Consider the following 26,328-nt stretch of genomic DNA (forward strand, 5'->3'; position numbering starts at 1 on the left):
TTTTCTTACCGCCCGTCCGTTGCGCTGTTCCAGGTCGGACGGCCTTCAGGGTATGTCCAGATGATGGATGGCCACGGCCCGTTCCTGCGCGTTGACACCCGTTCCCAGTTTCTGTGTGGAACCGAAAAGGAAACGGATGCGCCCGGAGTTCATATCCTTGAACAGTTCCTTGCGTGCGTTGTCGCTGTTTGCTTCCTGAATGAATTTTATCTGCTTTTCCGGGATATTATGGTCTTCCACGAGTTTGCGCCTGATTTCACTGTAGATGTTCCACTGGTCGGGTTTATAGGTACTCAAGTCTGAAAAAATGAACTGTGTGCCTTTCTGGTCAAGATATTTATAGTAATATTCCGCAATCTTGGCTGCGCAATGGGACGCCTTGTTTCCCGGACTGTCACCGTACTGTTGGTCTATCAGCCGCATGTCAAGCGACATCTTGTTCGAGTAGTTGGTGGCGATCAGCATCTGTGCCTTCTCCTCCGCTTCGGACAGAGGCTCCCTGTCTATGTAGGTCGCATCCCCGGTTTCGGCGAACTTTATCAGTTTTTGAATGAAAATCTCCTGCTGGGGAGTGGGCGGTATGTGATAGAGTTGCTCGTTGAGTTCCGGCCTGTCAACCCCTACGTCCTCGGCCGTTTTGTAATCGGTTATCTCCGCATAAAAATTGGCGAGTTCCGGCACTTTGATAAAATAGCGGAAACGCTCTTTCTGCACCACCTGGTTGGTCACTGAAAATTCAAAGTCCGTGCTTTTCTTCGCATAGACGGCCGCCCAACCGTCAAAACAGGTAATCCCCTGCCGCTCCATTTCCTTCGGACGGAGATATTTGAAAAGGAGATAGAGTTCTGTCAGGCTGTTGGAGATGGTCGTACCGGACAAGAAAGTGGCCCCCAAATCCCTGCCCGTACGCTCCTGTATGGTACGGATGGCGAAAAGCATGTTCATGGCCTTCATGCTTCCTTCGGGGTTGCCCAGACCGGAAACTCTTGCATGGCGTGTGTTGAACATCAGGTTCTTGAAATTGTGCGATTCGTCAACGAAGAGGTGGTCGATGCCCATCTGTCTGAAATCTGTAACATCATCCGTCCGGTCCTTTATATCCTGTTCCAGCTTTTCAAGTTTGGCCTCAAGGTTTTCCTTTCTTTTTTCCAGCCCCTTTTTTATCCAGCCGGTCACTTCATTGCCCTGCTGCTCGAATACGGCGAGATTCTCTTCGATGCTGTCTATTTCCTGCGTATATATTTTCTGCTGTATTTCGGGGGATTGGGGTATTTTCCCGAACTGGTCGTGTGTCAGGATGATACAGTCCCAGTTATTATTTTTGATGTCATGGAATATTCCGACACGCTTCTCCGGCGTAAAGTCCTCCTTGCCCGGATACAGCACTCTGGCATTCGGATAGGCCCTCTTGAACGTGTCGGCTATGTCATGCACATTGCTTTTGAGTCCGATAATCATCGGCTTGTTCGCCAGTCCGAGACGTTTCATCTCAAAGGCGGCTATACACATGATAAGGGTTTTGCCCGTACCTACCTGATGGTCGATTATCCCGCCTCCGTTCATCTTCAGCATCCATACGGCATTTTTCTGGCTGTCGTACAGGGACGGTATGCCCAGCCCTTTCAGGTCAAGGAACGGGAAGCTTTGCAGGGAACCGTCGTAATCGGGACGTACATAGCAGTTGAACTTGCGGTTGTACATGTCCGCAAGGTTCTGCTTGAACTCGGGCAGCTGTTCATTCAGCCAGCCGGTGAAGGCGGAACGTATCTCGTTGATTTTGGTGTCGGCAAGCTGTATGGCCTCCGCATCCCGTACCTTAATGTCATTGCCTTCCTTGTCCTGTACGGTCTTGGTTATGTCGGGTACGGTGTTGTGCAGCGCATGTTTCAGCAGGTCGTTTCCGTAATAGCCTCTCTTTTCCCCTTTCACATAATATCTGTCGGTGATGTTCGCGTTGGTGCTCTCGAAGCTTACGCTGAATTCGTCGATGGATTCCGTATAGTGGATATGGGCCTTTGTCTCGAAGAGGTATCCGGCGAATTCCTCATATACGGACATGGGTATCCACCGTTCCCCCAGGTTGAAGTCAAGCTGTTCAAAACTTATGGGCTCCGGTATGGCTTTCCGAAGGGCCTCCAATGATTTTCTGCTCGCTCCGTCATCGGGATAGTCTCTCAGGTGGTTCTCTATCCATTCTGCTTTGGCGATCACATTGCCCGCTATGAAACGGTCCTTGATTTCATGGCTCTTCATCATGGGATTGTAGAAGATGCGCTCTTCCAGCTGTTCGAGCAGTTCCTGCCTGCCGATGTCGCAGAGATTCTCCATATATTCCAGATTGACCTCGCCGAACTTGTTCAGGGATGCCGCAAGGGCTTCCTGCGGTGTATCCACATGTGTCACCTCGTTGGCGTTGAACGATACGGGCACGGTGAATATGTCCGCCTTCTGTATCTTCCCGTCGACGGAACGCTCCAATGAGAGCATTTCCCGTCCTCCTGCATCCAACAGCAGGAACTTGGCGTTGTCCTTTCCGTTCAGCTCCCTGAACATGCGGTGGAAACGGTCATACTGCCGGTTCAGTTCCTCCCTTAGTTCCGGCTGTTCGGTTTCCGTTTCGGCTTCCGCATTGTAGAGATTGTGGTAGGCTTCACGGAGCGGGATATAGTAGGCGGCCCGGTATTGTTGTGTGACAGTCAGCCTGAGCGGATGGAACTGTACTTCGGGAGTACCCAATCCCTGCAAATATCCGTATTGCTCACCGGCTTTCACGAGAGAGCCGTTCTTGTATTCGGGGCGTATTTCTCCGGTAAACGGACGTGGTTCCGTTTCTTTTTTCCGTTCTTCCTCGAACCGTAGTCTGCGTTCCTGCCATTTCGCTTCCGCTGCCACCTGTTCCCCGGTCATTTCTTCTTGTGAGACGGCTTCATCATACATGTTCTCTTGCGAAAACAGATTGAACATTTCCGGTTCGTTTCCTTTTCTTTTGCGGGATGCCGACGCTGTCCGGCCCGGTGATGGCCGGTTTTCCATCATCTGTACCTCCGTTTCCTCCTCGTCCGCATAGGCGGCAAACAGATTAAGCATGGGTTCATAAGGCTTGGTGGAAAGGAGACTTTCTTCCTGCATCTCCTGCCGGTGCTCCACTGCTGTTGTTTCCGGTGCGACTTCCGGTCCGGTTTTCAGGGCAGTGGAAACACTGGAACGGGACAGGTTTTCTTCATAAAGTTTCCGGTCAAGATGGTTTCCCACATCTTGCGCCAATAATAGCCTGAGATGTTCGGAAATGGCTCCGATACCCCCTTCATGGATAAAATTCATGGCCGGTTGTCCGTACATGTTTTTACCCATGGATACGGAAGTATGGATGATATGGTCCAAATCGGCATAGCTGTTGTTGATATTGATACTGCCCGATATAAGACGGGTTTCAATAAAGTTCCGTTCCTTTTCGGTCAGTTCCGATTTTCGGGTATTCTTCTGCAATACGATCAGGTCGCTGCCCACTTCCGTACCCGCATCGGTAAACAGATTGTCCGGCAGACGGATGGTAGAAACGAGATTGGCATGATTTACCAGCCACTCCCTGACGGGACGGTTCTGTGGCGAGTCCATGACGCCCGAAGTCGTGATATAGGCCAGTATCCCGCCTTCACGCAGCGTATCCATGCCTTTGAGAAAGAAATAGTTGTGTACAGCAGCGAGTGAGGATTTGCGCACCGGGTCGTCACTCCGGTCAAAGTCCCGGTCATAAATCCTGGTATTCCCAAACGGGATATTGGAAGAAACAACATCGAAGTAGCCGTTATAATAAGGCTGTATGGACTGGAAACCCTCTATGTTCACCTTGCTTTCCGGATAGAGGGATGAGAGTATCCTTCCCGTCAGCCTGTCCTTCTCGAAACAATGGATTTCGGGGACATCCTTCAGAGTGCTGATGAACATGCCCGTTCCGGCGGAAGGGTCAAGAAAACGTTCCGGGCGGATTTCCGGTACCAGCAGGGCTTCCTGCATGGCCGTTACCACCGGTTCGGGTGTGTAAAAGGCTGTAAGGACGGAATTCTTAAGACTTTGGACGTATGACTTGTATTCTTTCTCGTCTTTGGAATACTCACGCAGAAGTTCATGCAGCAGCCGGACCTGGGGAAACAGTTCTTTGTCCGATCTTCATTTTTCTATGTCCGTATCTTTCTCCGCCGGATTCAGGATGCACTTCAGTCCTCCGAAACCCGAATAACCGTTCAAGACCTTGCGTCCCTGTTCTGTAAGAGAGAACTCCGGACGCATGAATATCAGTTCAAGTGCGGCTATGTTGTCCGCCAGATGTTGTCGTCTGTTATACGCCATATTGTTCTATATAAGATTGTATGAAACCTGTAAGTTCAACGGTAAGTGTATGACAGGCCGGGGATGATTCAAACCTGTCGTCTATGGAATATTTGCCGAATACCGCCTCTGCGGGTGACAATACCTTCAGGCAGAAATCCGTCCGTCTTTCGGGCCGTACTTCGGGAAACCACTCCGATACGGCCTCGAAAACCGTATCGAACCGGGAAAAGCGCAAGTCCTGATAGAGAACGGCGTCAGCCTGTTCCAAAGCCTGCCTGACGGATAGACCGTCACGTATGGCATGTTCGTAAGCCTCTGCGGCACTGTCCGCACGCTCCCGGATGAATGCCTTGTCATCGGCCATGTGCGGATGGCTTTCTCTTAAATAAAAAAGGAGAGCTGACTTGAAGCAGGACAGTTCTCCGTTGTTGTCATGTTGTGTAATCATCATCTGTTGTCATTGGATTTTGAATGGGGAAATAATTTGTGACATACCCGGTAACCTGAGAGGAAACCGGGTATATGGATTCGGTAAACGTTCCGCCTGCTGCCGGATTACGAGAACGAGAGGCTGTTCTTTCTGGCCTGCGGTCTGGGAGATACGACATGGCGGGCCGTCTGCTTTGTTTCTTGTTTCCTGTCGTTTTTGGGGGTTTCAACCGCCGGCTTGTATTCACGGGCATTGCGTCCTATGAGCAGGTTGTTGCTCTTGTTGCTGAAACGCACATCATCCGAGAACAGCTGTCTGGTCTTGGGATTGCGCATGTTCTCAATGAATACCATGCCGTGATTCTCCAGTATCTTTTTCTGTTCGGGGGTTATCTTGGCTCCTAAAATCGTATCGCTGACCTTCAGCTGCTTGTCGGACTGTTTGAATGCGATGTCCCTTATGGTCGGATCGACATAGGCCACACCGGAAAGCATGGTGTCGTTCTTGCGCTGTATGTCATTGATGGGGACTTCGCCACCTGAAGCGAGTATCTGCTTCTGCTTGTCGTCCAGTCTCTTCCCATAAATGTAGTCCGGGATTTTGATGGCATCCACGGGCATGGTGATGATGCGGTTGGTGGACTCGTGGAAACTGACATAGCATTTGCATACATTTCCGGTAAGCGTGTCCTTCATTTCTTTGATTCCTCCCAACGTACCCGTTTCGGCCAGTTTGTCCTTCTCTTCATCCGTGAATACGCCTTTATAGACCGGCAAATCATATTGGGGCTTGTCCAGACGGGTGAGTGTCTTGAGTTCCACTTTGCCGTCCGCACCTTTCACACACATGAAACAGGCCTCGCCCAAATCTTTCTTTTCTCCGTTTATCTCCTTGCTGATGGGCAGTGCGGTGGAAGTGATTCTTCCTTTGAGAAGTTCTCCCATGCAATGGTTGTTGAACAGAGTCTCCTTGTCAAGACCGAGTGCGTTCAGATCTTTCCACGGCAGCTGGTGCTCATCAAACTTATACCGCCGGGCCAGTTTGGCGATACGTCCCTCGTCGTTGAGTTCGCTGTTTTCTACCAGTTTCTTGCCGTCCGGTCCGGGGTCTTCCCCTTTCCGAATCTGGATGACCGCGTTCAGTGTCTTGTCCAAAACGGCAAGTGGTACAAGGAAGAAACTGAAGCTTGTAGGATTTTGGTACTGGTTCTTGAAATTCGTGAAGAACAGTTCCAGAGGTGTGGTACGGTCCAGTTTGAGAAAACTGTTGTTGTTCTTTTTGTCCGGCGGTACGACTTCGATGCTGCCGTCCTGTTCGTTCATCTTGGAGATGACTGCGGTCTTGTTCGTTCTCTTGTCAAGGACTGCCATTACATGCTCGTCCTGACTCTGCTCTTGTTGCTCTTGTTTTTTCTTAGCCATAAAATTAATAGTTTAAGTGATACAATAATTAATCAATATCGGGTAAACCTTAGCCCGTCGGTGCGAATGTAGAGGTTTAATTGATAGGTTATTACAGTTCCGGGAATGGTGGAAATGAATGGCGGGATTTGGCGGAAAATGACGTTATGGATAATTGTTCACTCCGATAAAAATTACGAATAAATGAAGAACTGTCATAATGAATTTTCAAAATGTCTATATTTGAACCTGCCTGCCCATGCTGTTATCCTTTTCTGAGGAACGGCTATGCCTGCGCACCTTCGTCACTGCCCAACAGATGTTTGAGTTCCGGGTCATTCTCTATGCGGAGCAATTCGTTCTCCACTAATTCGACAATATCCTGTTTGATTTGTCGGTAGTTGGCCTGTATCTGCTGCTCCATTGTATCATTGCCGTCCTCGTCCAGAAAGCTGCTGATTTCAGGAATGGGTTGATAGGCGGCTGTCTCTTTCTGTACTGCATCATTATCCACTACTATCTGCGCATGGAAAATCTTCTGCTCGATTGTCTCTCCGAAGTTGTCTGCTACGGCACCGACAAACATACCTTGTGAAAGTGTACTGATTTTGCTGGCGGGTATCAGGCTGTCCAATTGCGTACTGATGGAAGTGGAAGTGTCACTGCGGTTGATACTCATAGACTCCCGCTTTTGCAGGATTTTCCCGAACCTTTCCGACAATGTTTTGGCCGTTTCACCTACTACCTGACCACTGAATACATTGCCCACAGTTGACATGATAACGGCGGCCTCCTTGTCACCGTAGTCACGTTTCAACTGGCTGAAGTCCTGAAAACCCAATACAACCGCCACCTTGTTGCTTCGTGCCGTGGCAATCAGATTGTCCAAACCTTTAAAGAAAATCGTGGGTAACTCGTCAATAATCACACAACTTTTGAGTTGCCTCTTCTTGTTTATCAGTTTAACGATTCTCGAATTATAAAGTCCCAATGCTGCCCCATAGATTGAAATTCTGTCGGGATTGTTGCCCACACATAACACTTTCGGTTCTTTGGGATTATTAATATCCAGCGTAAAGTCACTGCCGGACATTACCCAATAGAGTTGCGGACTTATCAGTCTGGATAACGGGATTTTAGCACTTGCAATCTGGCCCTGGAGCTGTTCGCTCGCCCCGCCTTTCCATGCGTCAATGAACGGACTCAGATAGTTCTCAAGTTCGGGATAGCTTGTCAGAATGGTGAATACATCCTCGTACCTTTTGTTTAGTAGTTCTATCGCATGGGGGAATGTACAGAACCTGCCGCCTTCATAGATTTTCAAAAACCATATTATCGCCGTAAACAGGACAATCGGGGATTCTACGAAGAAGTCCCCTTGTTTTTGCACCCACGACTTATTGAGGTTAAGCATTATGGTGTACGACGACTCGTAAGCGTCTGAAATATCCGTCATCAGTTCCGGTGCCAGCGGGTTACAGCGATGGCTCTTGCGTGGGTTATCGAAATTTATCACGTAGAACTTGGGCGGTATCTTATAGCGGTGTCTGTACTTAATCAGGTGGTTATAGGCAATAACCGACAGGTCATCAAATTTAAAGTCGTATATATAAAGAGCATAGGACTTCTCTATTGCCTGCTTTATGTAATTATTGACCACGGCATACGATTTTCCGCTACCCGGTGTACCTAAAATCATGCTGGCCCGGAAAGGATTCACCACGTTTATCCAGCCTTTCCATTCCTTTCTCCCGTACCAGAATTTGGTCGGCAGGTTAATGGAATACTCGTTTTCCATAAGGCGGGTTTCCTGCATGAACGATTCATTCTCGGTATTGAAAACGTCCTCCAGCAAATTGTTCTTCAACAGACGGCTAATCCATAAACCGGATGCCAACAGGCAGAAGAAACCGCCGGCCAATGTCACGGTATAAAGTATGGCGCATACACCGGATGATGCGTCAATGGACAGTAACCACCAGTTCAGGAAAAAGAGTATGGCACCCGCTATGGCCGCAATAATTATTTTCCTTCATGTGATTTCATGCTTTTTTACCCCCTGGTTGCCCATGCAGGACAGACCGAGGAAGAGGACACAAAACAGTTTGGTGTAAAGAAGGGACGAGAACAGTCCTGTGGTACGCTGGAAATTGGACAGTATCCTGTCCACAATATCAAGCGTCCAGCCCATTTCGTGTAGCCAGCCGTAACAAAACCAATAGATGTGTATCGCCAAAAATAGAAAACTGACGGCCCGCATAAAGTCCGTGACTTTGGCAAGACCTCTTAAATCATCTTCATTCTGCATAATTGTAACTGTTAAAATTCGACTTTTTGTTCTATACCTTAATTATATTATAATTTGCGCCTGCGCTTCTTCTTTTTCCTGCGTCCGAAGCGGAAGGCCGGATCGATGTACTCGTGCGTATGGTCATCTTCCATGAGTAGGGAGAAAATGTCAATGGCACCGAGTGCGGACGTATCAATCAGACTGCCGGACAGTTCACTCTGATAGCCTTGATTTTCCTGCTGCCGGTATTCCTTCCTTTCCAGTCTTTCTTCCGTATCTTGTTCCGGCCGGGGTGTATCCTGCTCCGGCGGTGGTATCAGCCTTGTACGGTCCGCATCCGGATTGTTGAACAATTCGTTGAACACATTGGCTGAAAAGGCCTTGCCCAGACGCGAGCCGTTAAGCACTGTCCGGCTGGTATGGTCTATGAAAGTGATGCCGTACAGACGTCCTTCGGGATTGATACGGTAAACCGTCTCTATATCCGCCTCTTTCAGCTTTCGGGCGAAATCCTCTTTCGTGCCGATGTCCTGCATGGTTTTAATGACTTCCTGTCTTGTCCTTTCGGCAAGGCTGTTCCTTTTCACCTTTTCAGTAGAAGCGGCAAACTTCTTTTGCAGTGCTTCATAACCGAATGCCTTACCGAACTTGCTGGACTTGAAAGGTGTTCCCACCTGCTGTCCGTTATCATCCAAAGCTCCGTACATAATACCGTGGTATTCCTTCCCGTCCACACTTCCCCTGACTTCATAAACGGTTACGTTATACAGGTTCAGAAGAGTGCCATATTCGGCAAGCGAGTGACAGTTGTAACATTCCAGCAAGGTTCGGGCGGTATGCTTTACCTGTGCTTTCACGTCTCCTTTCGCATAGTCCACTTTTTGTAGGGATGACAGTTCCCTCTCACCGTGTTCTCCGAGTGTGGGATGAAGCCCGTACTTCACTTCCATTTCACGGCAGATGTTCTGTGCCCGGATAGCTTCCCGGTTATGGTCTATTTTTTCTCCGGTTTCATCAATACGTACCGATACGATGTGCATGTGCTTGCGGTCTATGTCTTCATGCAGCCATGCAATATAGGGCTGGTTCCCGTAACCGAAGTTTTCCATGAACTCCTGAGCCAATACGGTCATCTGCTCTTCCGAAAGAATGTCTTTCGGGGACGGGTTCAGGGAGATGTGGATAACCGGTTTCCGGACGTGCGAGTTGAGTGCGATGTAAGGCTCAAAAGCCTGCACGCAGTGTTCAATCGGCACATTGCCCGAAGTGTCAGCCGCAATTTTGGGATGTCACAATACCTTTGCCATACCTTCGTCCACCTTTATCTTATTATAGGCAATCACTCCATAGAATGAACTGCCGGATGTGATATTCGGCACCATGATGTTATTCCTTTTTAGTGAGATACTCTTTTTCGTACCGTTTTGTCAGTTCGATAATCTGTTTGCAGAGTTCCTCCAGTTTGCGGGTTTCTTCGGCCAGTTTATAAAGGAAGGCAAGCGATTTCTTTTCCCCATAAATGGTATGGATGGTCTTTACACATTGGTTGTAGTTGTTTCCGATACGGCGGAACTGCTGATAGAAAGCGGTCAGCCGGGCATAATATTCCTGCGCTTCCTTATCAATCCTCACTACCTTGAACTCTCAGCCGAAGATGCGGGCAAAGATAAATTCGGCCTTGTTCTTCATGCCGGACTGTTCAAACATCGTGAGAAACTTCTCGTTCTCACTGTCATTGAGACAGAGATAATAGCGGTGCGTACGCGGGTCCGCCAGCACCTTGCGCCCTGCGGCGCTACGGATTCTTGTTTCATCTTTCATAACATGAATAATTTAGGAAGTTCGACTTGGGAGAACTGACATCCCCGAAAGGCCTTTCGGGGCGGTACTTTCAGCGGTTGGAAATATTTTCAACCGCTGAAAGTACACCTCGCTATATGCTGACGCATATTAAAATCCGGCTGGGCCGGATTAAAGGTCTGAAGGATTTGTTTTACGTTCTCTTACCGAGAACGGGCTCCGCCCTCCCGGCGACAAAGGTAGATAGTTTTTTCTGTCCGTGCATCATGGCGTGTCACGCCAACACCCGCCAATGAATGACTTTGGAGCCGGGGGTACTTCATGGATGCTCTTTTTGAGGTTTATTTGTAGCCGGATAGCTATTTGAACGGATAAACAGATATGCAATCAGGCAGATATTCAAACAGGCATTTATCCGGATATATAGCTATACATATATATAAATGTATAGACGGATAAACAGCTATTCGGATAAATGGCTATGCAATCGGATATGTGAATAGTTATCCGAATATGTACATAGCCATATAGCTACATAGCCGAATAGACAGATAGCTGAATAGCTACATAATTAAATAGCCATGTAATGGGGTAGCCATATAAGTAGATAGCCGGATAGCCAAGTAGCCGCATAATTAAATAACTATATAGCTAACCGGATGAACAGATAACAGAATGAGTAACCGGACAGATAGCCCCAAAGACAGACGGCTGTTCATCCGGCTGTCTATAAATCAATTTATTCACTTAAATTAGTAACAATGGAAAAGAGAAAGAAAACCGTGTTCGTTTCGTTCGCCTCCCAGAAGGGCGGCGTGGGTAAATCAACCTTTGCGATTTATGCGGCGTCGTGACTGCATTATGTGAAAGGTCTGAATGTGGCGATAGTGGATTGTGACTATCCGCAGCATTCAATCATCAAACAGAAAAAACGGGATATGGAAGTGGTAAAGACCACACCCGTCTATCAGAATCTTCTGGTGGAACAGGCCGGGCGGTTGAAGAAGAAGGCTTACCCTGTTATCGGCAGTACCCCGGCGGATTGCATGACGGACTGAAGGGCGTTTGAGGAAAAGGCGGACGTGCATTATGATGTGGTGCTGTTCGACCTGCCCGGAACAATGGGCAGTGACGGGGTGATTGCCACAATCAGTGCGCTCGATTATCTGTTCGTACCGATAAAGGCAGACCGCCTTGTGCTGGAAAGTACGCTGAACTTTGCCACGACTGTCAATGACCGCCTGATAAAGACCGGCATCTCCAATCTGAAAGCCTTGTGCATGTTCTGGAATATGGTGGACCGCAGGGAACGTACCGTTTTGTATGACATTTACCAGCAAGGTTTCTCTCTCTTGGGACTGGACTGTCTCCAAACCCGTGTCCCCGTGCGCAGTAACTTCACCAAAGACCTCTCCACTACGGGCGGCCCGGTTTACCGGAGCACCCTGTTTGCACCGGATGCGGGCTTTACGAAGGAGTGCGGCTTTGATGCGCTTATGAATGAAATCATGCGGATAATCAAAATTGTATAGTCATGGCAAGGAAAACGAGTGGACAGAATCCGGTGGATGAAGCCTACCTGCGCAGCCTGATGGCGGGTAGCCCGCCGGAAAAGGTAACACCGTCCATTCCCCCCAAAGAGGAAACGGACAGGGAAACGGCTGAAAAGGCAAAGACGGAATCTGAAGCGGAAGAGATGCCGGAAAAGGCCGCATCCAAAACGTTGAAAGCCGCACAGACCGAATTTATGAGGAGATTCCTCACCCCTTACAAATGCGAAGGCAGGCAGGGTGTCTATATAGACAAGGAACTGCACCGGAAAATATCGGTCATCGTCGGCATTGCCGGTAAACGGCAGTTGACGGTGGGCAATTACATTGACAATGTATTGCGGGAACATTTCGAGAAACATTCGGATGAGGTGAAGACATACTGCCAGAAGAGTTACAACAAAATTTTTTAAGCTATGGATATGCGATTATGTTATGAAGCCGGAGCGGTTCTGTTCTGGCTGCTGTTTGCCTATCTGTTCATGGACAAGTTCCTGTTCAGGGGACAGCTTGGCGAGATATGTTTCGGGAAGGCACGCCGCCGCATGGCGAAAGCCCTGCGGGGTGCGGCAGGCTGGTTCGATCCGGTGAAAGAGGAACGGAAGAAAGGACGTGGACAGGCGAAAGGGAAAACGGGCAGGAAAGAGATTCCGGCAGTCGTGAAAAGACAGGAGAAAGAGCTTCCACCTGTCAAGGCGGAGATGAGGCCCACAGAAAAGACTGCGGAGAGAAGCAGTGAAAAAACGGTGGAAAAACAGTCGGAAACGGACAGCCTTGTCGTCACGAAAAGCTATGGGACACGCCAGCAGCCGCCAATGAACGCCACCGGTTCCGGGGCTATTGCAGGTAAGGAAAATGCCTCTACTTTTGCTGGCAGAAACGGGGACACGGCACCGCCAAAGGTTGCACAAGTGCCGCCGGAGCGCATCCCGGATCTGTTCCGGGACAAGCGTGTGGAAGAGTGGCGGGCTTCCCCGGACGGGAGTTCCGGCGGACATGAAGGCGATGACGGACAGAGAGGAAACGGTGACGGAGTGGATACCGACGAGTTGAACGAGGAACTGGAAGATCTGAACTGTGTCCGCGAAGATTATTCGGACGGGGCAACCGGCATAGGGCCGGAAGAGCTTGATTTAATCATCGACCTCTGCAACGGCAGGGAGATTCCGACAGACAGACGATTGTCCCTTTTAAGGGCGATCCACCATATCAGGGATACGCAGATTGAACGCTCGATACTGGAAAGTATCAATGGCAGCGACAGCCGTATCAGCAAATTTCTGGATGAAGCCGAGCAAATGGGCGGGGCTGCTCCGGACAGTGACTAACCGATTAAAAAAGGAGGTAACAATGGCAAGAGGCTATTTCGATACGGGTTGATGCCCGTATCACTGTAAAAAGAGAGAACCGGCAGGAATACCAACAACAAAACGTATCATCCATGTTTATGACGTATTTCGATTCAAGTTGACAAACGGCGGCTTCCCCTTATGGGGGAAACGTACCGACTCCCGGAGAGACAATCATTCCATTAACTTATCCATAAAACGACAGCGGCAATGACAAAAGTCCATTACGATTCGGGATGACAGACCGCTTGCGGCATTCACCCGGTAAGACAACAGGAACTATTCACCATTAAATTTTATTTGTATGAACATAGGACTGGTAGATGTGGACGGGCATAACTTCCCCAATTTCGCACTGATGCGCCTTTCGGCCTGTTACAAGGCAAAAGGGCACCGGGTGGAATGGGCGGCACCGCGACAGCGGTATGACAAGGTATTGGCAAGCAAGGTATTCACCTTCACGCCTGATTATGACTATGACCTGCTGGATGTGGGGGAAGTGGTAAGGGGCGGCACCGGGTATGACATAGCCGGCAGGCTTCCCGAAGCTGTGGAGAACAGCCGGATGATGGACTATTCCATTTACCCCGAATACCCTTTTTCGCTCCAGTTCTTTTCAAGAGGCTGCATCCGCAAGTGTCCTTTCTGCCTCGTCCGTGAGAAAGAAGGATACATTCAGACCGTGGAACCGGTGGAACTGAACCCGAAAGGGAAATGGATTGAGGTGCTGGACAACAATTTCTTTGCGAACCCGCAGTGAAGGAGTGCGGTAAGCTATCTGATGAAAGCGGGCCAGCCCGTGAAGCTGCACGGCGTGGACGTAAGGATTATGGACGAGGAACAGGCCTGGCACCTGAACAGGCTCAGGATGAAGCAGAACATCCATATCGCATGGGACCTGCCGCAGCTTGACCTGAGGGACCGCCTGAAAGAAATGGTAAAGCATGTGAAGCCCTACAAGATAACCTGTTACGTACTGATAGGATTCAATTCGACCATTGAGCAGGACCTGTTCCGGTTAAATGTACTCAGGGAACTGGGAATTACCCCCTTTGTCATCCCTTTCCGGGATTATGGAAATGAACGGACGCCTACGAGGTACGAGCGTGACCTTGCCCGGTGGGCGAACCGGATGTGGCTGTTCAAGTCCACCTCTTTTGAAAACTACGCACCCCGCAAGGGATTCAAGTGTGGGGAATATCTGAAAAAAACCGATAAAGACAGTTAAAGACAATGGGAACAAACGGCTATTACGATTCGGGATGATTCGCATCTCGCTTTCAAGAGAGAATTAACAATGAAGTTTCACCACCAAATCATGTAACAATGCAAATGGCATATTATGACTCCGGCTGATTACCTGCCGGCACTTACCCCCTGAACTATTAAACCATAAACGGCCACGGCTGCCTTATGGGGATAGTGAAAGGGGGCAGCCCGTGGATTTTTATTCACTTTAGAAATCTCGTAATTCAATGAAACAGAAAAGATTGATTATGATGCTGGCCGTACTGGCGGCAGCGGGTGCGGCAATGGCACAAGGAAACGGACAGGCGGGCATCACGGAAGCCACGCAGTTGGTGACGGGATATTTTGACCCGGGCACGAAACTGGTGTATGCGGTGGGGGCCATTATCGGCCTGATAGGCGGCGTCAAGGTCTACCAGAAATTCAGTTCGGGCGACCCCGACACCTCGAAAACCGCCAGCTCATGGTTCGGAGCCTGCATTTTCCTGATAGTGGCCGCCACTATCCTGAGGTCATTCTTCCTCTAAGAACAGATAAAAGACAACAGCTTATGTCTGACTTTGAGATAAACAAAGGCGTGGGCCGTGAGGTGGAGTTCAAAGGGCTCCGTGCCCAGTACCTTTTTATTTTTGCTTTCGGGCTGCTTGCCGTGTTCGTGGTGTTCGTCATCATGTACACGGCGGGCATCGGGCAATGGACGTGTATCGGCTTCGGGGTATCGGCTGCCACGGCAGTGGTCTGGCTGACCTTTTCGCTGAACCGGCGTTTCGGCAGCCACGGACTGATGAAGCTCCTTGCCGCCCGGCAGCATCCCAGGAGAATCCTCTCACGCAAACGTATCACACGTCTGATTAAAAAACAACAATCGTAAATCATGAGAAGTACATTGACAACATCCACACTGGAAAGCAAATTCCCCATCATGGCGGTGGAGCACGGCTGCATCGTCAGCAAGGACGCCGACATCACGGTGGCTTTCCGGGTGACACTGCCGGAAGTGTTTTCGGTATCATCCGCGGAATATGAGGCGATGCACGCCACATGAGCCAAGGCAATCAAGGTATTGCCGAACTATTCAATCATCCACAAACAGGATATTTTCATCACGGAGAAATACAGGCCCGACATCGGAAAAGACGGCCCGGGCTTCCTCTCCCGCAGTTTTGAACGCCACTTCAACGAACGGCCCTACCTCAACCACACCTGCTACCTGTTTCTCACCAAGACCACCAGGGAACGCTCGCGGCAGCAGAGCAACTGGAACACGCTGTGCCGGAAATTTCTGGTGCCGAAGGAGATACAGGACAGGGAGACGATGGAGCGTTTCATGGAGTCGGTGGGACAGTTCGAGAGTATCGTGAATGACAGCGGCCTTGCCAGGCTGGAGCGGCTGTCCACGGAAGAGATAACGGGAACGGAAGACGGACCGGGCATCATCGAGAGGTACCTGACCCTGTCTTCGGACGGAAGCGTCATGTTGCAGGACATGCAGCTGAACCCGGACGGGATGCGTATCGGCGACAAACGGCTCTGCCTGCATACCCTTTCCGACCTCGACGACCTGCCGGGCAGGGTACGGACCGACGGACGCTATGAGCGTCTTTCCACGGACCGCTCGGACTGCCGCCTGAGCTATGCCTCGCCCGTGGGTATCATGCTTCCCTGCGACCATATCTACAACCAGTGGATATTCATAGACGACAGCAGCGAGAACCTCGCCCGTTTCGAGAAGACGGCGAAGAACATGCAGTCGCTTTCACGCTACAGCCGGAGCAACCAGATAAACAAGGAATGGCTGGACGAATACCTGAACGTGGCACATACCAACGGGCTGCAATCCGTCCGCTGCCATTGCAACGTGATTGCATGGGCCGAAAACGGGGATGAGCTGCGGCGGGTGAAGAACGACGTGGGCAGCGCACTGGCGCTGATGGAATGTACACCCCGCCATAATACCACCGACCTGCCGGTCCTTTACTGGGCGGGCATACCGGGAAACGAGGCGGACTTCCCTTCGGAAGAGAGCTTCTACACGTTCACCGAACAGGCACTATGCTTCTTTACGGCAGAAACCTGCTACCGGAACTCGCTCTCCCCCTTCGGGCTGCGCATGGTGGACCGGCTGACGGGAAAGCCCGTCTTCCTCGACATATCCGACCTGCCCATGAAAAAGGGGGTGGTGACCAACCGGAACAAGTTCATCCTCGGCCCGTCGGGCAGCGGAAAGAGCTTTTTCACCAACCATATGGTGAGGCAGTATTGGGAACAGGGCACGCACATCCTGCTGGTGGATACCGGAAATTCATACAAGGGGCTGTGCGACCTGATCCGCCGGAAGACGAACGGGGATGACGGAGTTTATTTCACTTACCAGGAAAATGACCCGATTTCCTTCAATCCGTTCTTCACCGAGGATTACCGGTATGACATCGAGAAGCGGGACAGCATCAAGACGCTGATTCTGACCTTATGGAAAAGGGAGGACGAACCGCCCCGGCGCTCGGAAGAGGTGGCGCTCTCGAACGCAGTCAGCCTGTATATCGAGAAGATAAAGAAGAACCGGAAGATAAAGCCGAACTTCAACTCGTTCTATGACTTTGTAAGGAAAGACTACCGCAAGGTGCTGGCGGACAAGAACGTGCGCGAGAAGGACTTTGACGTGGACGGTTTTCTGAACGTGCTGGAACCCTATTACAAGAACGGCGAATACGGGTATCTGCTGAACTCGGACAAGGAACTGGATTTACTGAACAAGCGGTTCATCGTATTCGAACTGGATGTCGTGAAGGATAATCCCGTCCTTTTTCCGGTGGTGACTATCATTATCATGGAGACTTTCATTAATAAAATGAGACGCTTGCAGGGCATCCGCAAGATGATACTGATTGAGGAAGCATGAAAGGCAATCGCCAAGGAAGGTATGGCCTCTTATATTAAATATTTGTTTAAGACGGTCAGAAAATTTTTCGGCGAAGCGGTTGTGGTGACGCAGGAAGTGGACGACATCATATCGAGTCCGGTTGTAAAGGAGACAATCATCAACAATTCGGACTGCAAGATACTGCTTGACCAACGAAAGTACCAGAACAAGTTCGACCAGATACAGAACCTGCTCGGCCTGACGGACAAGGAACGCTCACAGATACTTTCCATCAATCTTGCCAATGCGGCCAACCGGCTTTATAAAGAGGTCTGGATAGGGCTTGGCGGTACACAAAGTGCGGTATATGCGACAGAAGTTTCGGCTGAAGAATACCTTTGCTACACCACAGAAGAGACTGAAAAACTGGAACTTACCAGGCTTACGGAAAAGCTGGATGGAAACATCGAGCTGGCTATCAGACAGCTTGCCGAAAACAAGCGGCAGGAAAACAAACAATCCTTTAATCCATAAAACACAATGAGTAAGAAAGATTTATTAAGCCAATGCAGGGAAGCGCTCGGAGACGCCACCCTGACCAATCTGGACCTGCTGAACCTGATTGGGGAGATGAGAAAGGAATTGGAACATGACCGCATCTGCGGGCACTGAATGAACAGGGAAGGCGGCTCGACGCTGACCATCCGTAAATCCAACCGGGTGACGGACGGCTTCAAGGGATACAAGGCCACGCTGTTCGCCGGAGAAAGGGCCTACGTTGAAATCAATATCCCGCTGCGCGGCGGTGACGACCTTTTCCTGCACGGGAACAGGGATGCCGGATGCATCGGGTATTTTTCAGGCAGCGAGGTGTTGCTGTTCGGCAGTTACGGTCTGTTTGCCCGTGACGACGACAGCCGGTATTTACTGACTAAAGAAAGGAGATAGGGCATGAAGAAGAGAACGATAATTTTGTTTATGGCATTGTCATCCCTTTCAGTGACAAGCAAGGCGCAATGGACGGTGATAGACCCCACGAACCTCGCACAGAGTATCGTGAACTCGGCCAATGAAATCGTACAGACTTCCACAACTGCACAGAACATGTGGAGCAATTTTCAGGAGACTGTAAAGATTTATAAGCAAGGGAAGGCTTATTATGATGCCTTGAAGTCGGTGCATGACCTGGTAAAGGGCGCCCGCAAGGTGCAGCAGACCATCCTTCTGGTGGGTGACATCAGCGACATCTACGTGACGAACTTCAACACGATGACGGGCGACCCCAACTTTACGGTGGAAGAGCTATCGGCCATCGCTTTCGGGTACAACAGACTGCTCAAGGAAAGCAGCGACCTGCTGCTGGACTTGAAGGAAGTGACCACGGCAACCGGACTCTCGATGACGGACAAGGAACGGCTGGACATCATCAACCGGATATACGGCGAGGTGCTGGAATACAAGAACCTGACATGGTACTATACCCGCAAGAACATCGGCGTGTCGTACCTGCGGAGCAAGGAAAAGGGGGATGCCGCACGGGTGCTCTCCCTGTACGGGACACACGGGCAGCGTTACTGGTAATCATTCATCCGTTAAATCAAGAAGACTATGTTATTATTATCAATAGACTGGACAAACCTTCACGAGCTTCTGCGCTCGCTGTATGATGAAATGATGCCGCTGTGTGAAGACATGGCTTCGGTAGCGAAGGGAGTGGCGGGCCTCGGTGCCTTGTTCTATGTGGCCTACCGGGTATGGCAGTCCCTTGCCCGGGCCGAGCCGATAGACGTGTTCCCCCTGTTCCGGCCCTTCGTGCTGGGCCTTTGCATCATGTTTTTTCCCACTATGGTACTGGGTACAATCAACGGGATTCTTTCTCCCGTATGCAAAGCGACTTCCTCTCTGGTCGAACAGCAGACCTTTGACATGAGGAAATACCAGGAAGAGAAAGACAGGCTGAAACGCGAGGCGATGCTGCGTGACCCGGCGAAGGCCTTCCTTGTGAGCGACGAGGCGTATGACAAGAGGCTGGACGAACTGGGCTGGTCGCTGGGGGACATGGACACGATGATAAACATGTACGGACAGAAGAAGATATACGAGCTCGGCGAGAAAATCCGGGGATGGTTCCGCGAACTGCTGGAACTCTTCTTCCAGGCGGCCTCGCTGCTGATAGACACGCTGAGGACCTTCTTCCTGATCGTACTGTCCATCCTGGGACCTGTCTCCTTCGCGCTGGCCGTCTATGACGGATTCCAGAGCACGCTGACCACCTGGCTGTCCCGGTATATCTGCATCTATCTGTGGCTGCCGGTGAGTGACCTGTTCGGAGCGATCCTCTCACGCATACAGATACTGATGTTGCAGCAGGACATAGAGAATATGCAGGACCCGGCATTCATACCGGACTCGTCGGGGAAAGTATACTGTATTTTCATGATTATAGGTATCATCGGTTACTTCTGTGTCCCCACCGTTTCATCGTGGATTATCCAGGCGGGCGGTGCCGGAGCTTACGGGCAGAAGGCAAACGGTGCCGGAAAGATGGCCGGTAACGGTGCCGCGGCGGTAGGCGGTGCAGCAGGCGGAGCGATAGCCGGACGTATCAGGAAAATGTTCTAACCTTACATCAATGATTGTATAACGACAACATTAAAAACAGAAGAAGAAAATGGAATTCAAATCATTAAAAAACATCGAGACATCGTTCCGGCAGCTACGGCTGTTCGGGATGATATTCCTGGGGGCGTGTACGCTGGTAACGGTATTTGCCGTATGAAAGGCTTATGATTTCGCCGAGGCGCAGCGACAGAAAATCTATGTGTTGGACAGCGGAAAATCACTGATGCTGGCCCTTTCGCAGGACGTGCAGCAGAACCGTCCGGTGGAAGCGAGGGAACATATCAGGCGTTTCCACGAGCTGTTCTTCTCCCTGTCACCGGACAAGAGCGCCATTGAAAGCAATGTGCAGCGTGCCCTTTACCTTTCGGATGAAAGCGCCATCGGCTACTACCGGAACTTGCAGGAAAAAGGCTATTTCAACCGGATGATAGCGGGAAACATCTCGCAGACGCTGACGGTGGACAGCATAAGGGGGAACTTCGACAGTTATCCCTACCGGATGAAGGCTTATTGCCGGCAGCACATCATCCGTTCGAGCAGCGTTACCGAAAGGTCGCTTGTCACCACCTGCCGTCTGAGGAACGTCACCCGGAGTGACAACAACCCGCAGGGCTTTCTGATAGAGAGTTTTACCATCATCGAAAACAGGGACATCGGACAGTATGAAAGATAAGGGGATAAAAAAGGTCTTCCACCCGTTCAGAACGGGGATAGACCGCCATATGGCCGGACTCCGCAGACGCTGGCTGCGGTTGAGCTGCCGGCAGCAAAAGGTTGTCATCCTTTACCTGCTCGGACTCTTCGCCGCCATCGACCTTGCCTGCATCGTGGGCGGTTTCTGCGGAACAGACAAATTTCCGATTGAGGTACGGCATCTCCAAAGGATTGCGTTTCCTCAGACGGACAGTACCCAACCATTAAAAAACAATATATCCAATGACACAATCCGATAAGAAAGAAAAGGAGAAGGAAATGCGGAAAGCGGAGTCCGTACCCGAAAAGGGGAAACAGTTAAGCCGCAAGGCTGCCGACAAGCTGAAATTCTATGGCGTGGCGGCTGTTCTGTCCCTGCTTTGCGCCGGGTTCATCTGGTTTATCTTCAAGCCGGACACAACGGAAACGGTGGAAGGGACGGCAGGCATCAATACAACGATACCCGACGCTATCGCACCGGAAACGATGACCGACAAACAGAAGGCTTACGAACTGGAGCGGATGAAGAAGCGCAGGCAGGAAAAGGTAAGAACCTTGCAGGACATGGCGGACGATTACCTGATACCGGACACGTCGGACGGGCTGAAGCCGGAAAAGGCGGCACCGGAACAGGACGCTATCCGGGAGTCACGGCAACAGCAACAACAAATATCAAGACAGATAGCCTCGTTCTATCAGAAACCGAAAGACAATCCCAGGGTAAGCGATCTGGAACGGCAGGTGAAGGAGCTTAATGAAAAGCTGGAACGGGAACGGAAGGGACAAGATCCGCTGGAACTGATGGAAAAGTCGTATGAGATGGCGGCACGCTATTTTCCCGGTCAGGCGGGCGGGCAGGTGAAAAGCATACAGTCGGGCGGTCCGTCCGGCAACCCTGCCGCCATAGCCGCCGGACGTGCCACGGAAAGCGTGGTCTCGTCGTTGGCTGCGCCACCGGCTCCCGACACGGTACCCCGCAATTACGGTTTTGCCACGGCGGTAGGTGCCGGACAGCCTGCCGGAACCAATACGATACGTGCCTGCGTGGCTGAAGACCAGACGGTGACCACCGGGGCATGACTGAAGTTCCGGCTGCTGGAACCGCTGCAAGTGGGCGGCGTGCCTGTGCCTGCCAATACTCCGCTATATGGCACGGTGCGTATCGAGGGGCAACGGATGGCGGTCACGGTAAACTCCATAGAGAGCGGCGGCAATATCCTGCCGGTGGAACTGGTGGCTTACGATATGGACGGGCAGGAAGGACTTTTCGTCCCGAACACAGCGGAACGTACCGCCATGAAGGAAGCCGCCGCCAATATCGGGGGCAGTTTCGGGACAAGCATCTCATTCGCACGCAGTGCCTCGCAGCAACTGGTCATGGACGTGACAAGGGGCGTGCTTGGCGGCGGGTCGCAATACCTGGCCACAAAGATGCGTGAGGTGAAGGTGGCCGTGAAAGCAAATTATCAACTTCTATTAATCTCAAAAAAACAGTAATCAGATGAAGACAAGAATTATTTTATCATTAGTAATGCTTTTGACCGTATTGTCGGTAAAGGCGCAGGAATCCGTGGAAACAAGGATTTTCCCCACCAATCAGATTATCGCACCGCACCTCATCGAGGTGACTTTCTCGAAGACCGTACATATCCTGTTCCCTTCGGAAGTGAAATATGTGGATTTGGGCTCCTACGACATCATTGCCGACAAAGCTACGGGGGCGGAGAATGTGGTACGTATCAAGTCTGCCGTAAAGGGCTTTGAGGGCGAGACGAACTTCTCGGTCATTACGGCTGACGGCTGCTTCTATTCCTTTAATGTGGTATATAAGAATGAACCGGCACAACTTTCCATTGAGATGGAAGACTGGCTGCGGAAGAACCCGATGGGCGGGGCGGCTGACGACCGCATGTTCGTGAAACTGAAGGAACTCGGCGGGGAGACACCGCTGGTGGTGAACCGCGTCATGTACACGCTGTATAAGAAGAACAAAAGGGACATCAGGCATATCGGCTGCAAGAAGTACGGCATACAGACCCTGCTCAAAGGAATCTATATCAACAATGACCTGCTGTACCTGCATACTTCCCTGCGCAACACCTCGGACATATCGTTCGACATTGACCATATCCGTTTCAAGGTGATCGACAAGAAGGTGGCCAGGCGCACGGCCATGCAGGAGAATATTATAGAGCCGGTAAGGACTTACAACCGTCTGACAACGGTGGACGGCAAGGCCACGGTACGCAACATCTTCGTGTTGCCCAAGCTGACACTGCCGGATGACAAGCTGCTGGTAGTGGAGATTTACGAAAAGGGTGGTGCCCGTCACCAGTCGTTCCGCATAGAGAATACAGACCTTGTGGCGGCAAAACCAATCAGTGAGCTGCACCTGAAATAATAACCTATATATAATATAATGTATATGCAAAGAATATTATTCATATTGACAGCTGCTGTACTGTCGCTCCTTGCGGGCGAAGCATACGCGCAGCGTGACTTGCCGGGGCAGACGGGCATACAGTTTACGACGGGCGGGGTGAATCATTTCCTTTCATGGAAGAGTGGCGGTGAACGCCACTACTTCACCTCGCTGGCCTTTACACATACCAACCGTAACCGTACCTATTGGCTGTATGGCCTGGATTATCAGATAAAGGAGTACACCTATGAAAATAAGGCGATACCCAAAGCGCAGTTCACGGGGGAACTCGGTTACTTTATTCCCGTATTGTGGGACAAGGGCCGGAATGTATGTCTGCGTATCGGACTCTCGGCATTGGGCGGTTTCGAGACGGTCAACCGGGGAACCTCCCTGCTTCCTGACGGGGCGACGGTGACAAACGGTGACTGCTTTATCTATGGCGGTGGGCTGACTGCGGCCTTTGAGACTTATCTGACCGACCGGGTGATGCTCCTGCTGCAAGTCAAGGAAAGGGCCCTGTTCGGAACCGATGCGGGTAATTTCCATACGCAGGTAGGACTGGGAGTCCGCCTTATCATTAACTAATGAAAAGAGAAAGGAGAAACTTAAAAATGAAAAATGTACTATATATATGTATAGGCGCACTCTTTGCGGTGCTGGCCTTCGGTTCCTGCAACGATGCTATAGACATCCGGCAGGATTATGATTTCAGCCTCTCGTCATGGTATCTGCAAGAACAGATTGAAACGGGTGAAACGGTGGAGATACGCTTTTATCTTGACCGTGAAGGGGACTATGAAAAGGCGGAGTATGAAATCGGTTATATCCAGATGGAAGGCAAGGGAGAGGTGACGGACAGTGAAGGCGTAAGACTCGTCAACCGGGAAGTGAGGCCGTTGGCGGAAGTGCCGGAACTGGATAGGGAAAATCCGGTCAGGCAGGTATTCACCCTCTTTTACCGTTCGACAAGTGCCAGACGCTCGGAACTGAAATTCTTTGTCCGGGACAATTTCGGACAGGAAAGGGAACTGACAGTAACATTTGACACTGCGAATGATATGGCTGGAGAATAGCCGTTGTCAGGCCGGTCAGGAAGAACGGTGGGGTATCCCGCCGTTCTTGATTTTATGAAATTTGCTTAATGAAAACAAAGGAATGAGTAATTGTTTCCTATTGCACGGAATTTGTTTCTATATTTAGCCGGAAGTTTATTAATCAATCAGATACGTATGAAAACAACACTCAGGATATTCCGCATTTTATTCAAATTGCTTCTGTTCTCTTATGTGGCGGTGGTAAACATTATTCTTATATCGGCCTTTTATGTCCTGCTGCTGGCTGTCGTGGAATGGGTGTCCCCTTCCTTCCTGCCGGGATTGTTTGCCCGATACGGCTTTGCGCATCATCTGGTCTGTTCATTGCCTTTCTATATGGTCTTGCTTTATATTCTGTACAGCCTTTCACCGCTGAACGTATGGCTGATGCGGATGAAAGAGGGTTACAGACCGCTGGGCGGTGAGGAACGGATACGGTTGGAACGCCTGCTTTCGGAAATGGGGATGGAGAGGAAGCTGAATATCTACTGCAACAGGGACGCACGCACGAATGCCGTGACTTTCGGCTTCCATACAATCGGGCTGACAGGCGGTATTCTTCAGACGGCATCGGACGAGGAACTCAAAGGGGTAATCAGCCATGAGGTGGGACACATCTCGCATTATGATTTTGTCTATCAGGTGCTTCTTTTCTCTATGCAGTCGCTGGGCTACCGCTGCCTGTACGGGCTGTTCCTGATTCCGGCCCTGTTTTTCGGATTGGCAGGCAATCTGGTAATCGCCGTGGTTCCGGCTGTCCGTTTTGCCGTAGCGGGGATGGCAAAGCTCTGGTGGAGCCTTTATAAACTGCTGCATCATACGATTTACGGTATCAGTCGGATAGCAGACGTGAATATCAACAAATATGCCGAATACCGTTGCGACACGTATGCGGTACGTTACGGTTGCGGGGAGGGCCTGCTCTCGTTCCTGCGTCGGCTGGAGGTGGCGGAAACGGGTGGGAAGCGGCCTTCGTTCACCGAATATATCATGAGCACGCATCCATCAACCGAAAAACGGATTGTCCGGCTGGAAAAGTTGTTGTAACCTGCGATAAAGAATAGATGCCTATATCATTTTGCGGATATTGGTACAAGGAGTGGCGGACATGCGTATCCGCTGCATTTCCAAAGAAAAGTCCTCGTAATAACAGATGATATGGCCTGCGGCAAACGCACCGGTGAGGCTGTCTTTCTCAGAAAGCGTCTCCTTGCTGTCCGCCTTCTTTATCAGGTCATCATATAAGGCGCAATACACTTTGTCGGTATCTGCCGGATAGCGTGTGCCGGTGATGACGGCTGAAAGATGTATCTCCGGGCATTTGTCCGCTTCACGGAGCATGATGGCCGTATCTGCCGCCAATAATCCGATATAGGTATTCAGATTGCAGGAGAACATGCGGTATCCTTCATCATAAAGTGCAAGAATAATACGGTAGAGTTCCATACGGATATTGTTTTCCCTGAACCGGTCGTATCGGCTTGTCTTTTCAATGGTACAGCCTGTAACGGCAACATTCCTGTCATACATATTTCCATGAGTTTTTTTGTTAATGCCTTGTCCGTAATTACTGTTAAGTACCGAAAAAAGCACGGAACTTAACAAGTCCGAACACAGGCACGACCAAGCGCCTCGCAGGAGACGAGTTAAGTCCGTGCCAATGGATATGACAAGGACTCCGCTCGTTTATTCTCCTGCATTAAAATTGGTCGTTTCGTGTTCGGGAATAAACAGCTAAAAGCTATTCTAATATGTTATCATTCAAATTCTTTAATCTTATAACCTTCTTTTTTTGATTCAACCCTGCAAAAATAGAAAAAAGCCGGGCAACCGCATAGGGATTGCCCGACTTTTTTGAGAGGAAGTATTCAGGTGTGGGGTGTGGCAGGTCATTCCACCGGCTCGCCGCCATAGCGAAGGCGGCAGATTTCCTTGTGGATTTCACACATGATATGCAGCTGCATCCGCTTGCTGATATGGCGGCTTTGGGAACGCATGAACAGACGGTTCTCTATCAGGCTGCAAAACTTCGTGCCCTCCCTGCTTACAATGCAGACAATCTGATTTTCAAGGAAAAAATCCCTGTCGGTGGAATATTCCACGTCCGGGAACATTCTTATATATTTCATTCGCTGATATTTTAAAAGGTTTTACGGTGGCGGTGTGGGTGGGGTCGTCCGGCCCTGCCCTCTGTTCTCTTGGGGCGGTGAAAAAGATGTGCCGGATGTTGTTTCCGGC

General features: G+C 50.4%; 27 protein-coding genes and 4 pseudogenes. 22 read left to right on the plus strand and 9 right to left on the minus strand.

The window, feature by feature from the left end:
- Positions 1-45: 45 nt before the first annotated feature.
- From HUX74_RS17545 to mobA, 7 genes and pseudogenes are all read right to left on the minus strand, one after another.
- Positions 46-4,014, minus strand: a complete 3,969-nt coding sequence (locus HUX74_RS17545) for an N-6 DNA methylase (RefSeq protein WP_254592911.1) — start codon at positions 4,012-4,014, stop codon at positions 46-48.
- Positions 4,015-4,167: 153 nt separating this feature from the next.
- Positions 4,168-4,347 (minus strand): hypothetical protein, encoded by a 180-nt coding sequence (locus HUX74_RS17550; protein WP_008781871.1) that lies wholly within the window; start codon positions 4,345-4,347, stop codon positions 4,168-4,170.
- Positions 4,337-4,780, minus strand: coding sequence for a DUF1896 domain-containing protein (locus HUX74_RS17555; protein WP_117917775.1), 444 nt, complete (start codon positions 4,778-4,780; stop codon positions 4,337-4,339). The genes HUX74_RS17550 and HUX74_RS17555 overlap by 11 nt, the downstream gene beginning before the upstream one ends.
- A 104-nt stretch (positions 4,781-4,884) precedes the next feature.
- On the minus strand, positions 4,885-6,180 hold the full coding sequence (locus tag HUX74_RS17560; protein WP_117870317.1) for a DUF3945 domain-containing protein: 1,296 nt from the start codon (positions 6,178-6,180) through the stop codon (positions 4,885-4,887).
- Between the two features lie 265 nt (positions 6,181-6,445).
- Positions 6,446-8,467 (minus strand): annotated as a pseudogene (mobC, locus tag HUX74_RS17565) (conjugal transfer protein MobC).
- Positions 8,468-8,514: 47 nt separating this feature from the next.
- On the minus strand, positions 8,515-9,729 hold the full coding sequence (gene mobB, locus HUX74_RS17570) for a conjugal transfer protein MobB (protein WP_272713394.1): 1,215 nt from the start codon (positions 9,727-9,729) through the stop codon (positions 8,515-8,517).
- Positions 9,730-9,835: 106 nt separating this feature from the next.
- A pseudogene (mobA, locus tag HUX74_RS20845) lies at positions 9,836-10,270 on the minus strand (conjugal transfer protein MobA).
- A 740-nt stretch (positions 10,271-11,010) separates the two neighbouring features.
- Here mobA and HUX74_RS20960 point away from each other — a divergent pair.
- From HUX74_RS20960 to HUX74_RS17690, 22 genes and pseudogenes are all read left to right on the plus strand, one after another.
- A complete protein-coding gene (locus tag HUX74_RS20960; RefSeq protein ID WP_138342084.1) occupies positions 11,011-11,103 on the plus strand; it encodes a ParA family protein in 93 nt (30 codons plus the stop codon).
- Between the two features lie 9 nt (positions 11,104-11,112).
- Positions 11,113-11,307, plus strand: coding sequence for a hypothetical protein (locus HUX74_RS17585; RefSeq protein ID WP_025867500.1), 195 nt, complete (start codon positions 11,113-11,115; stop codon positions 11,305-11,307).
- Between the two features lie 63 nt (positions 11,308-11,370).
- The gene (locus HUX74_RS17590; protein ID WP_165854361.1) at positions 11,371-11,781 is read left to right on the plus strand and encodes a ParA family protein; all 411 of its coding nucleotides are present in this window, start codon (positions 11,371-11,373) and stop codon (positions 11,779-11,781) included.
- 2 nt (positions 11,782-11,783) lie between these two features.
- Positions 11,784-12,212, plus strand: a complete 429-nt coding sequence (locus HUX74_RS17595) for a DUF3408 domain-containing protein (RefSeq protein WP_118433623.1) — start codon at positions 11,784-11,786, stop codon at positions 12,210-12,212.
- 3 nt (positions 12,213-12,215) lie between these two features.
- Positions 12,216-13,127, plus strand: coding sequence for a hypothetical protein (locus tag HUX74_RS17600; protein WP_008781883.1), 912 nt, complete (start codon positions 12,216-12,218; stop codon positions 13,125-13,127).
- A gap of 325 nt (positions 13,128-13,452) precedes the next feature.
- Positions 13,453-13,908 (plus strand): hypothetical protein, encoded by a 456-nt coding sequence (locus HUX74_RS17605; protein WP_008781884.1) that lies wholly within the window; start codon positions 13,453-13,455, stop codon positions 13,906-13,908.
- Between the two features lie 21 nt (positions 13,909-13,929).
- A complete protein-coding gene (locus HUX74_RS17610) occupies positions 13,930-14,376 on the plus strand; it encodes a hypothetical protein (protein WP_174647107.1) in 447 nt (148 codons plus the stop codon).
- Positions 14,377-14,623: 247 nt separating this feature from the next.
- The gene (locus tag HUX74_RS17615; RefSeq protein WP_005682322.1) at positions 14,624-14,923 is read left to right on the plus strand and encodes a DUF4134 domain-containing protein; all 300 of its coding nucleotides are present in this window, start codon (positions 14,624-14,626) and stop codon (positions 14,921-14,923) included.
- Between the two features lie 23 nt (positions 14,924-14,946).
- Positions 14,947-15,267 carry a DUF4133 domain-containing protein gene (locus HUX74_RS17620; protein ID WP_008781886.1) on the plus strand — a complete coding sequence of 107 codons (321 nt, stop codon included), beginning with the start codon at positions 14,947-14,949 and terminating at the stop codon, positions 15,265-15,267.
- Positions 15,268-15,270: 3 nt separating this feature from the next.
- Positions 15,271-17,790 (plus strand): annotated as a pseudogene (locus HUX74_RS17630) (TraG family conjugative transposon ATPase).
- 6 nt (positions 17,791-17,796) lie between these two features.
- On the plus strand, positions 17,797-17,928 hold the full coding sequence (locus HUX74_RS20930; protein WP_005655090.1) for a hypothetical protein: 132 nt from the start codon (positions 17,797-17,799) through the stop codon (positions 17,926-17,928).
- The gene (locus HUX74_RS17640) at positions 17,929-18,204 is read left to right on the plus strand and encodes a hypothetical protein (protein WP_070752222.1); all 276 of its coding nucleotides are present in this window, start codon (positions 17,929-17,931) and stop codon (positions 18,202-18,204) included. It begins immediately after the preceding gene.
- Positions 18,205-18,207: 3 nt separating this feature from the next.
- Positions 18,208-18,837: a DUF4141 domain-containing protein gene (locus tag HUX74_RS17645; protein WP_174647108.1), complete on the plus strand. Its 630-nt coding sequence runs from the start codon at positions 18,208-18,210 to the stop codon at positions 18,835-18,837.
- A 27-nt stretch (positions 18,838-18,864) separates the two neighbouring features.
- On the plus strand, positions 18,865-19,878 hold the full coding sequence (traJ, locus tag HUX74_RS17650; RefSeq protein ID WP_117988503.1) for a conjugative transposon protein TraJ: 1,014 nt from the start codon (positions 18,865-18,867) through the stop codon (positions 19,876-19,878).
- A 49-nt stretch (positions 19,879-19,927) separates the two neighbouring features.
- Positions 19,928-20,551: pseudogene (gene traK, locus HUX74_RS17655) on the plus strand (conjugative transposon protein TraK).
- Entirely contained in the window at positions 20,541-20,831 is a 291-nt protein-coding gene (locus tag HUX74_RS17660) for a hypothetical protein (RefSeq protein WP_174647109.1), read from the plus strand. The pseudogene traK and the gene HUX74_RS17660 overlap by 11 nt, the downstream one beginning before the upstream one ends.
- The gene (locus HUX74_RS17665; RefSeq protein WP_174647110.1) at positions 20,815-21,651 is read left to right on the plus strand and encodes a conjugative transposon protein TraM; all 837 of its coding nucleotides are present in this window, start codon (positions 20,815-20,817) and stop codon (positions 21,649-21,651) included. The genes HUX74_RS17660 and HUX74_RS17665 overlap by 17 nt, the downstream gene beginning before the upstream one ends.
- Positions 21,652-21,681: 30 nt before the next feature.
- Positions 21,682-22,068, plus strand: a complete 387-nt coding sequence (traM, locus tag HUX74_RS21080) for a conjugative transposon protein TraM (protein ID WP_008781896.1) — start codon at positions 21,682-21,684, stop codon at positions 22,066-22,068.
- Positions 22,069-22,072: 4 nt separating this feature from the next.
- On the plus strand, positions 22,073-22,972 hold the full coding sequence (gene traN, locus HUX74_RS17675) for a conjugative transposon protein TraN (RefSeq protein WP_174647111.1): 900 nt from the start codon (positions 22,073-22,075) through the stop codon (positions 22,970-22,972).
- 18 nt (positions 22,973-22,990) lie between these two features.
- Positions 22,991-23,581, plus strand: a complete 591-nt coding sequence (locus tag HUX74_RS17680; protein ID WP_008781898.1) for a conjugal transfer protein TraO — start codon at positions 22,991-22,993, stop codon at positions 23,579-23,581.
- A gap of 26 nt (positions 23,582-23,607) precedes the next feature.
- Complete coding sequence (locus HUX74_RS17685; RefSeq protein ID WP_174647112.1) at positions 23,608-24,069, plus strand: TraQ conjugal transfer family protein; 462 nt, start codon at positions 23,608-23,610, stop codon at positions 24,067-24,069.
- A gap of 156 nt (positions 24,070-24,225) precedes the next feature.
- Positions 24,226-25,137: a M48 family metalloprotease gene (locus HUX74_RS17690; RefSeq protein WP_174647113.1), complete on the plus strand. Its 912-nt coding sequence runs from the start codon at positions 24,226-24,228 to the stop codon at positions 25,135-25,137.
- A 21-nt stretch (positions 25,138-25,158) separates the two neighbouring features.
- Here HUX74_RS17690 and HUX74_RS17695 read toward each other — a convergent pair whose 3' ends face one another.
- Together HUX74_RS17695 and HUX74_RS17700 are read right to left on the minus strand one after the other, a co-directional pair.
- On the minus strand, positions 25,159-25,620 hold the full coding sequence (locus HUX74_RS17695) for a hypothetical protein (protein WP_117899539.1): 462 nt from the start codon (positions 25,618-25,620) through the stop codon (positions 25,159-25,161).
- Positions 25,621-25,979: 359 nt separating this feature from the next.
- Entirely contained in the window at positions 25,980-26,219 is a 240-nt protein-coding gene (locus HUX74_RS17700; RefSeq protein WP_060386384.1) for a hypothetical protein, read from the minus strand.
- Positions 26,220-26,328 lie beyond the last annotated feature (109 nt).

The organism is Bacteroides sp. Marseille-P8574, assembly GCF_902825465.1.
Lineage (GTDB): Bacteria > Bacteroidota > Bacteroidia > Bacteroidales > Bacteroidaceae > Bacteroides > Bacteroides uniformis.

Excerpts from the sequence above, each read along its gene's own strand:
- HUX74_RS17545 (WP_254592911.1), bottom strand. The coding sequence starts at position 4,014 with ATGCAGGAAGCCCTGCTGGTACCGGAAATCCGCCCGGAACGTTTTCTT.
- HUX74_RS17550 (WP_008781871.1), bottom strand. The coding sequence starts at position 4,347 with ATGGCGTATAACAGACGACAACATCTGGCGGACAACATAGCCGCACTT.
- HUX74_RS17555 (WP_117917775.1), bottom strand. The coding sequence starts at position 4,780 with ATGATGATTACACAACATGACAACAACGGAGAACTGTCCTGCTTCAAG.
- HUX74_RS17560 (WP_117870317.1), bottom strand. The coding sequence starts at position 6,180 with ATGGCTAAGAAAAAACAAGAGCAACAAGAGCAGAGTCAGGACGAGCAT.
- HUX74_RS20960 (WP_138342084.1), top strand. The coding sequence starts at position 11,011 with ATGGAAAAGAGAAAGAAAACCGTGTTCGTTTCGTTCGCCTCCCAGAAG.
- HUX74_RS17590 (WP_165854361.1), top strand. The coding sequence starts at position 11,371 with ATGGGCAGTGACGGGGTGATTGCCACAATCAGTGCGCTCGATTATCTG.
- HUX74_RS17595 (WP_118433623.1), top strand. The coding sequence starts at position 11,784 with ATGGCAAGGAAAACGAGTGGACAGAATCCGGTGGATGAAGCCTACCTG.
- HUX74_RS17600 (WP_008781883.1), top strand. The coding sequence starts at position 12,216 with ATGGATATGCGATTATGTTATGAAGCCGGAGCGGTTCTGTTCTGGCTG.
- HUX74_RS17605 (WP_008781884.1), top strand. The coding sequence starts at position 13,453 with ATGAACATAGGACTGGTAGATGTGGACGGGCATAACTTCCCCAATTTC.
- HUX74_RS17610 (WP_174647107.1), top strand. The coding sequence starts at position 13,930 with ATGAAAGCGGGCCAGCCCGTGAAGCTGCACGGCGTGGACGTAAGGATT.
- HUX74_RS17615 (WP_005682322.1), top strand. The coding sequence starts at position 14,624 with ATGAAACAGAAAAGATTGATTATGATGCTGGCCGTACTGGCGGCAGCG.
- HUX74_RS17620 (WP_008781886.1), top strand. The coding sequence starts at position 14,947 with ATGTCTGACTTTGAGATAAACAAAGGCGTGGGCCGTGAGGTGGAGTTC.
- HUX74_RS20930 (WP_005655090.1), top strand. The coding sequence starts at position 17,797 with ATGAGTAAGAAAGATTTATTAAGCCAATGCAGGGAAGCGCTCGGAGAC.
- HUX74_RS17640 (WP_070752222.1), top strand. The coding sequence starts at position 17,929 with ATGAACAGGGAAGGCGGCTCGACGCTGACCATCCGTAAATCCAACCGG.
- HUX74_RS17645 (WP_174647108.1), top strand. The coding sequence starts at position 18,208 with ATGAAGAAGAGAACGATAATTTTGTTTATGGCATTGTCATCCCTTTCA.
- traJ (WP_117988503.1), top strand. The coding sequence starts at position 18,865 with ATGTTATTATTATCAATAGACTGGACAAACCTTCACGAGCTTCTGCGC.
- HUX74_RS17660 (WP_174647109.1), top strand. The coding sequence starts at position 20,541 with ATGAAAGATAAGGGGATAAAAAAGGTCTTCCACCCGTTCAGAACGGGG.
- HUX74_RS17665 (WP_174647110.1), top strand. The coding sequence starts at position 20,815 with ATGACACAATCCGATAAGAAAGAAAAGGAGAAGGAAATGCGGAAAGCG.
- traN (WP_174647111.1), top strand. The coding sequence starts at position 22,073 with ATGAAGACAAGAATTATTTTATCATTAGTAATGCTTTTGACCGTATTG.
- HUX74_RS17680 (WP_008781898.1), top strand. The coding sequence starts at position 22,991 with ATGTATATGCAAAGAATATTATTCATATTGACAGCTGCTGTACTGTCG.
- HUX74_RS17685 (WP_174647112.1), top strand. The coding sequence starts at position 23,608 with ATGAAAAATGTACTATATATATGTATAGGCGCACTCTTTGCGGTGCTG.
- HUX74_RS17690 (WP_174647113.1), top strand. The coding sequence starts at position 24,226 with ATGAAAACAACACTCAGGATATTCCGCATTTTATTCAAATTGCTTCTG.
- HUX74_RS17695 (WP_117899539.1), bottom strand. The coding sequence starts at position 25,620 with ATGTATGACAGGAATGTTGCCGTTACAGGCTGTACCATTGAAAAGACA.
- HUX74_RS17700 (WP_060386384.1), bottom strand. The coding sequence starts at position 26,219 with ATGAAATATATAAGAATGTTCCCGGACGTGGAATATTCCACCGACAGG.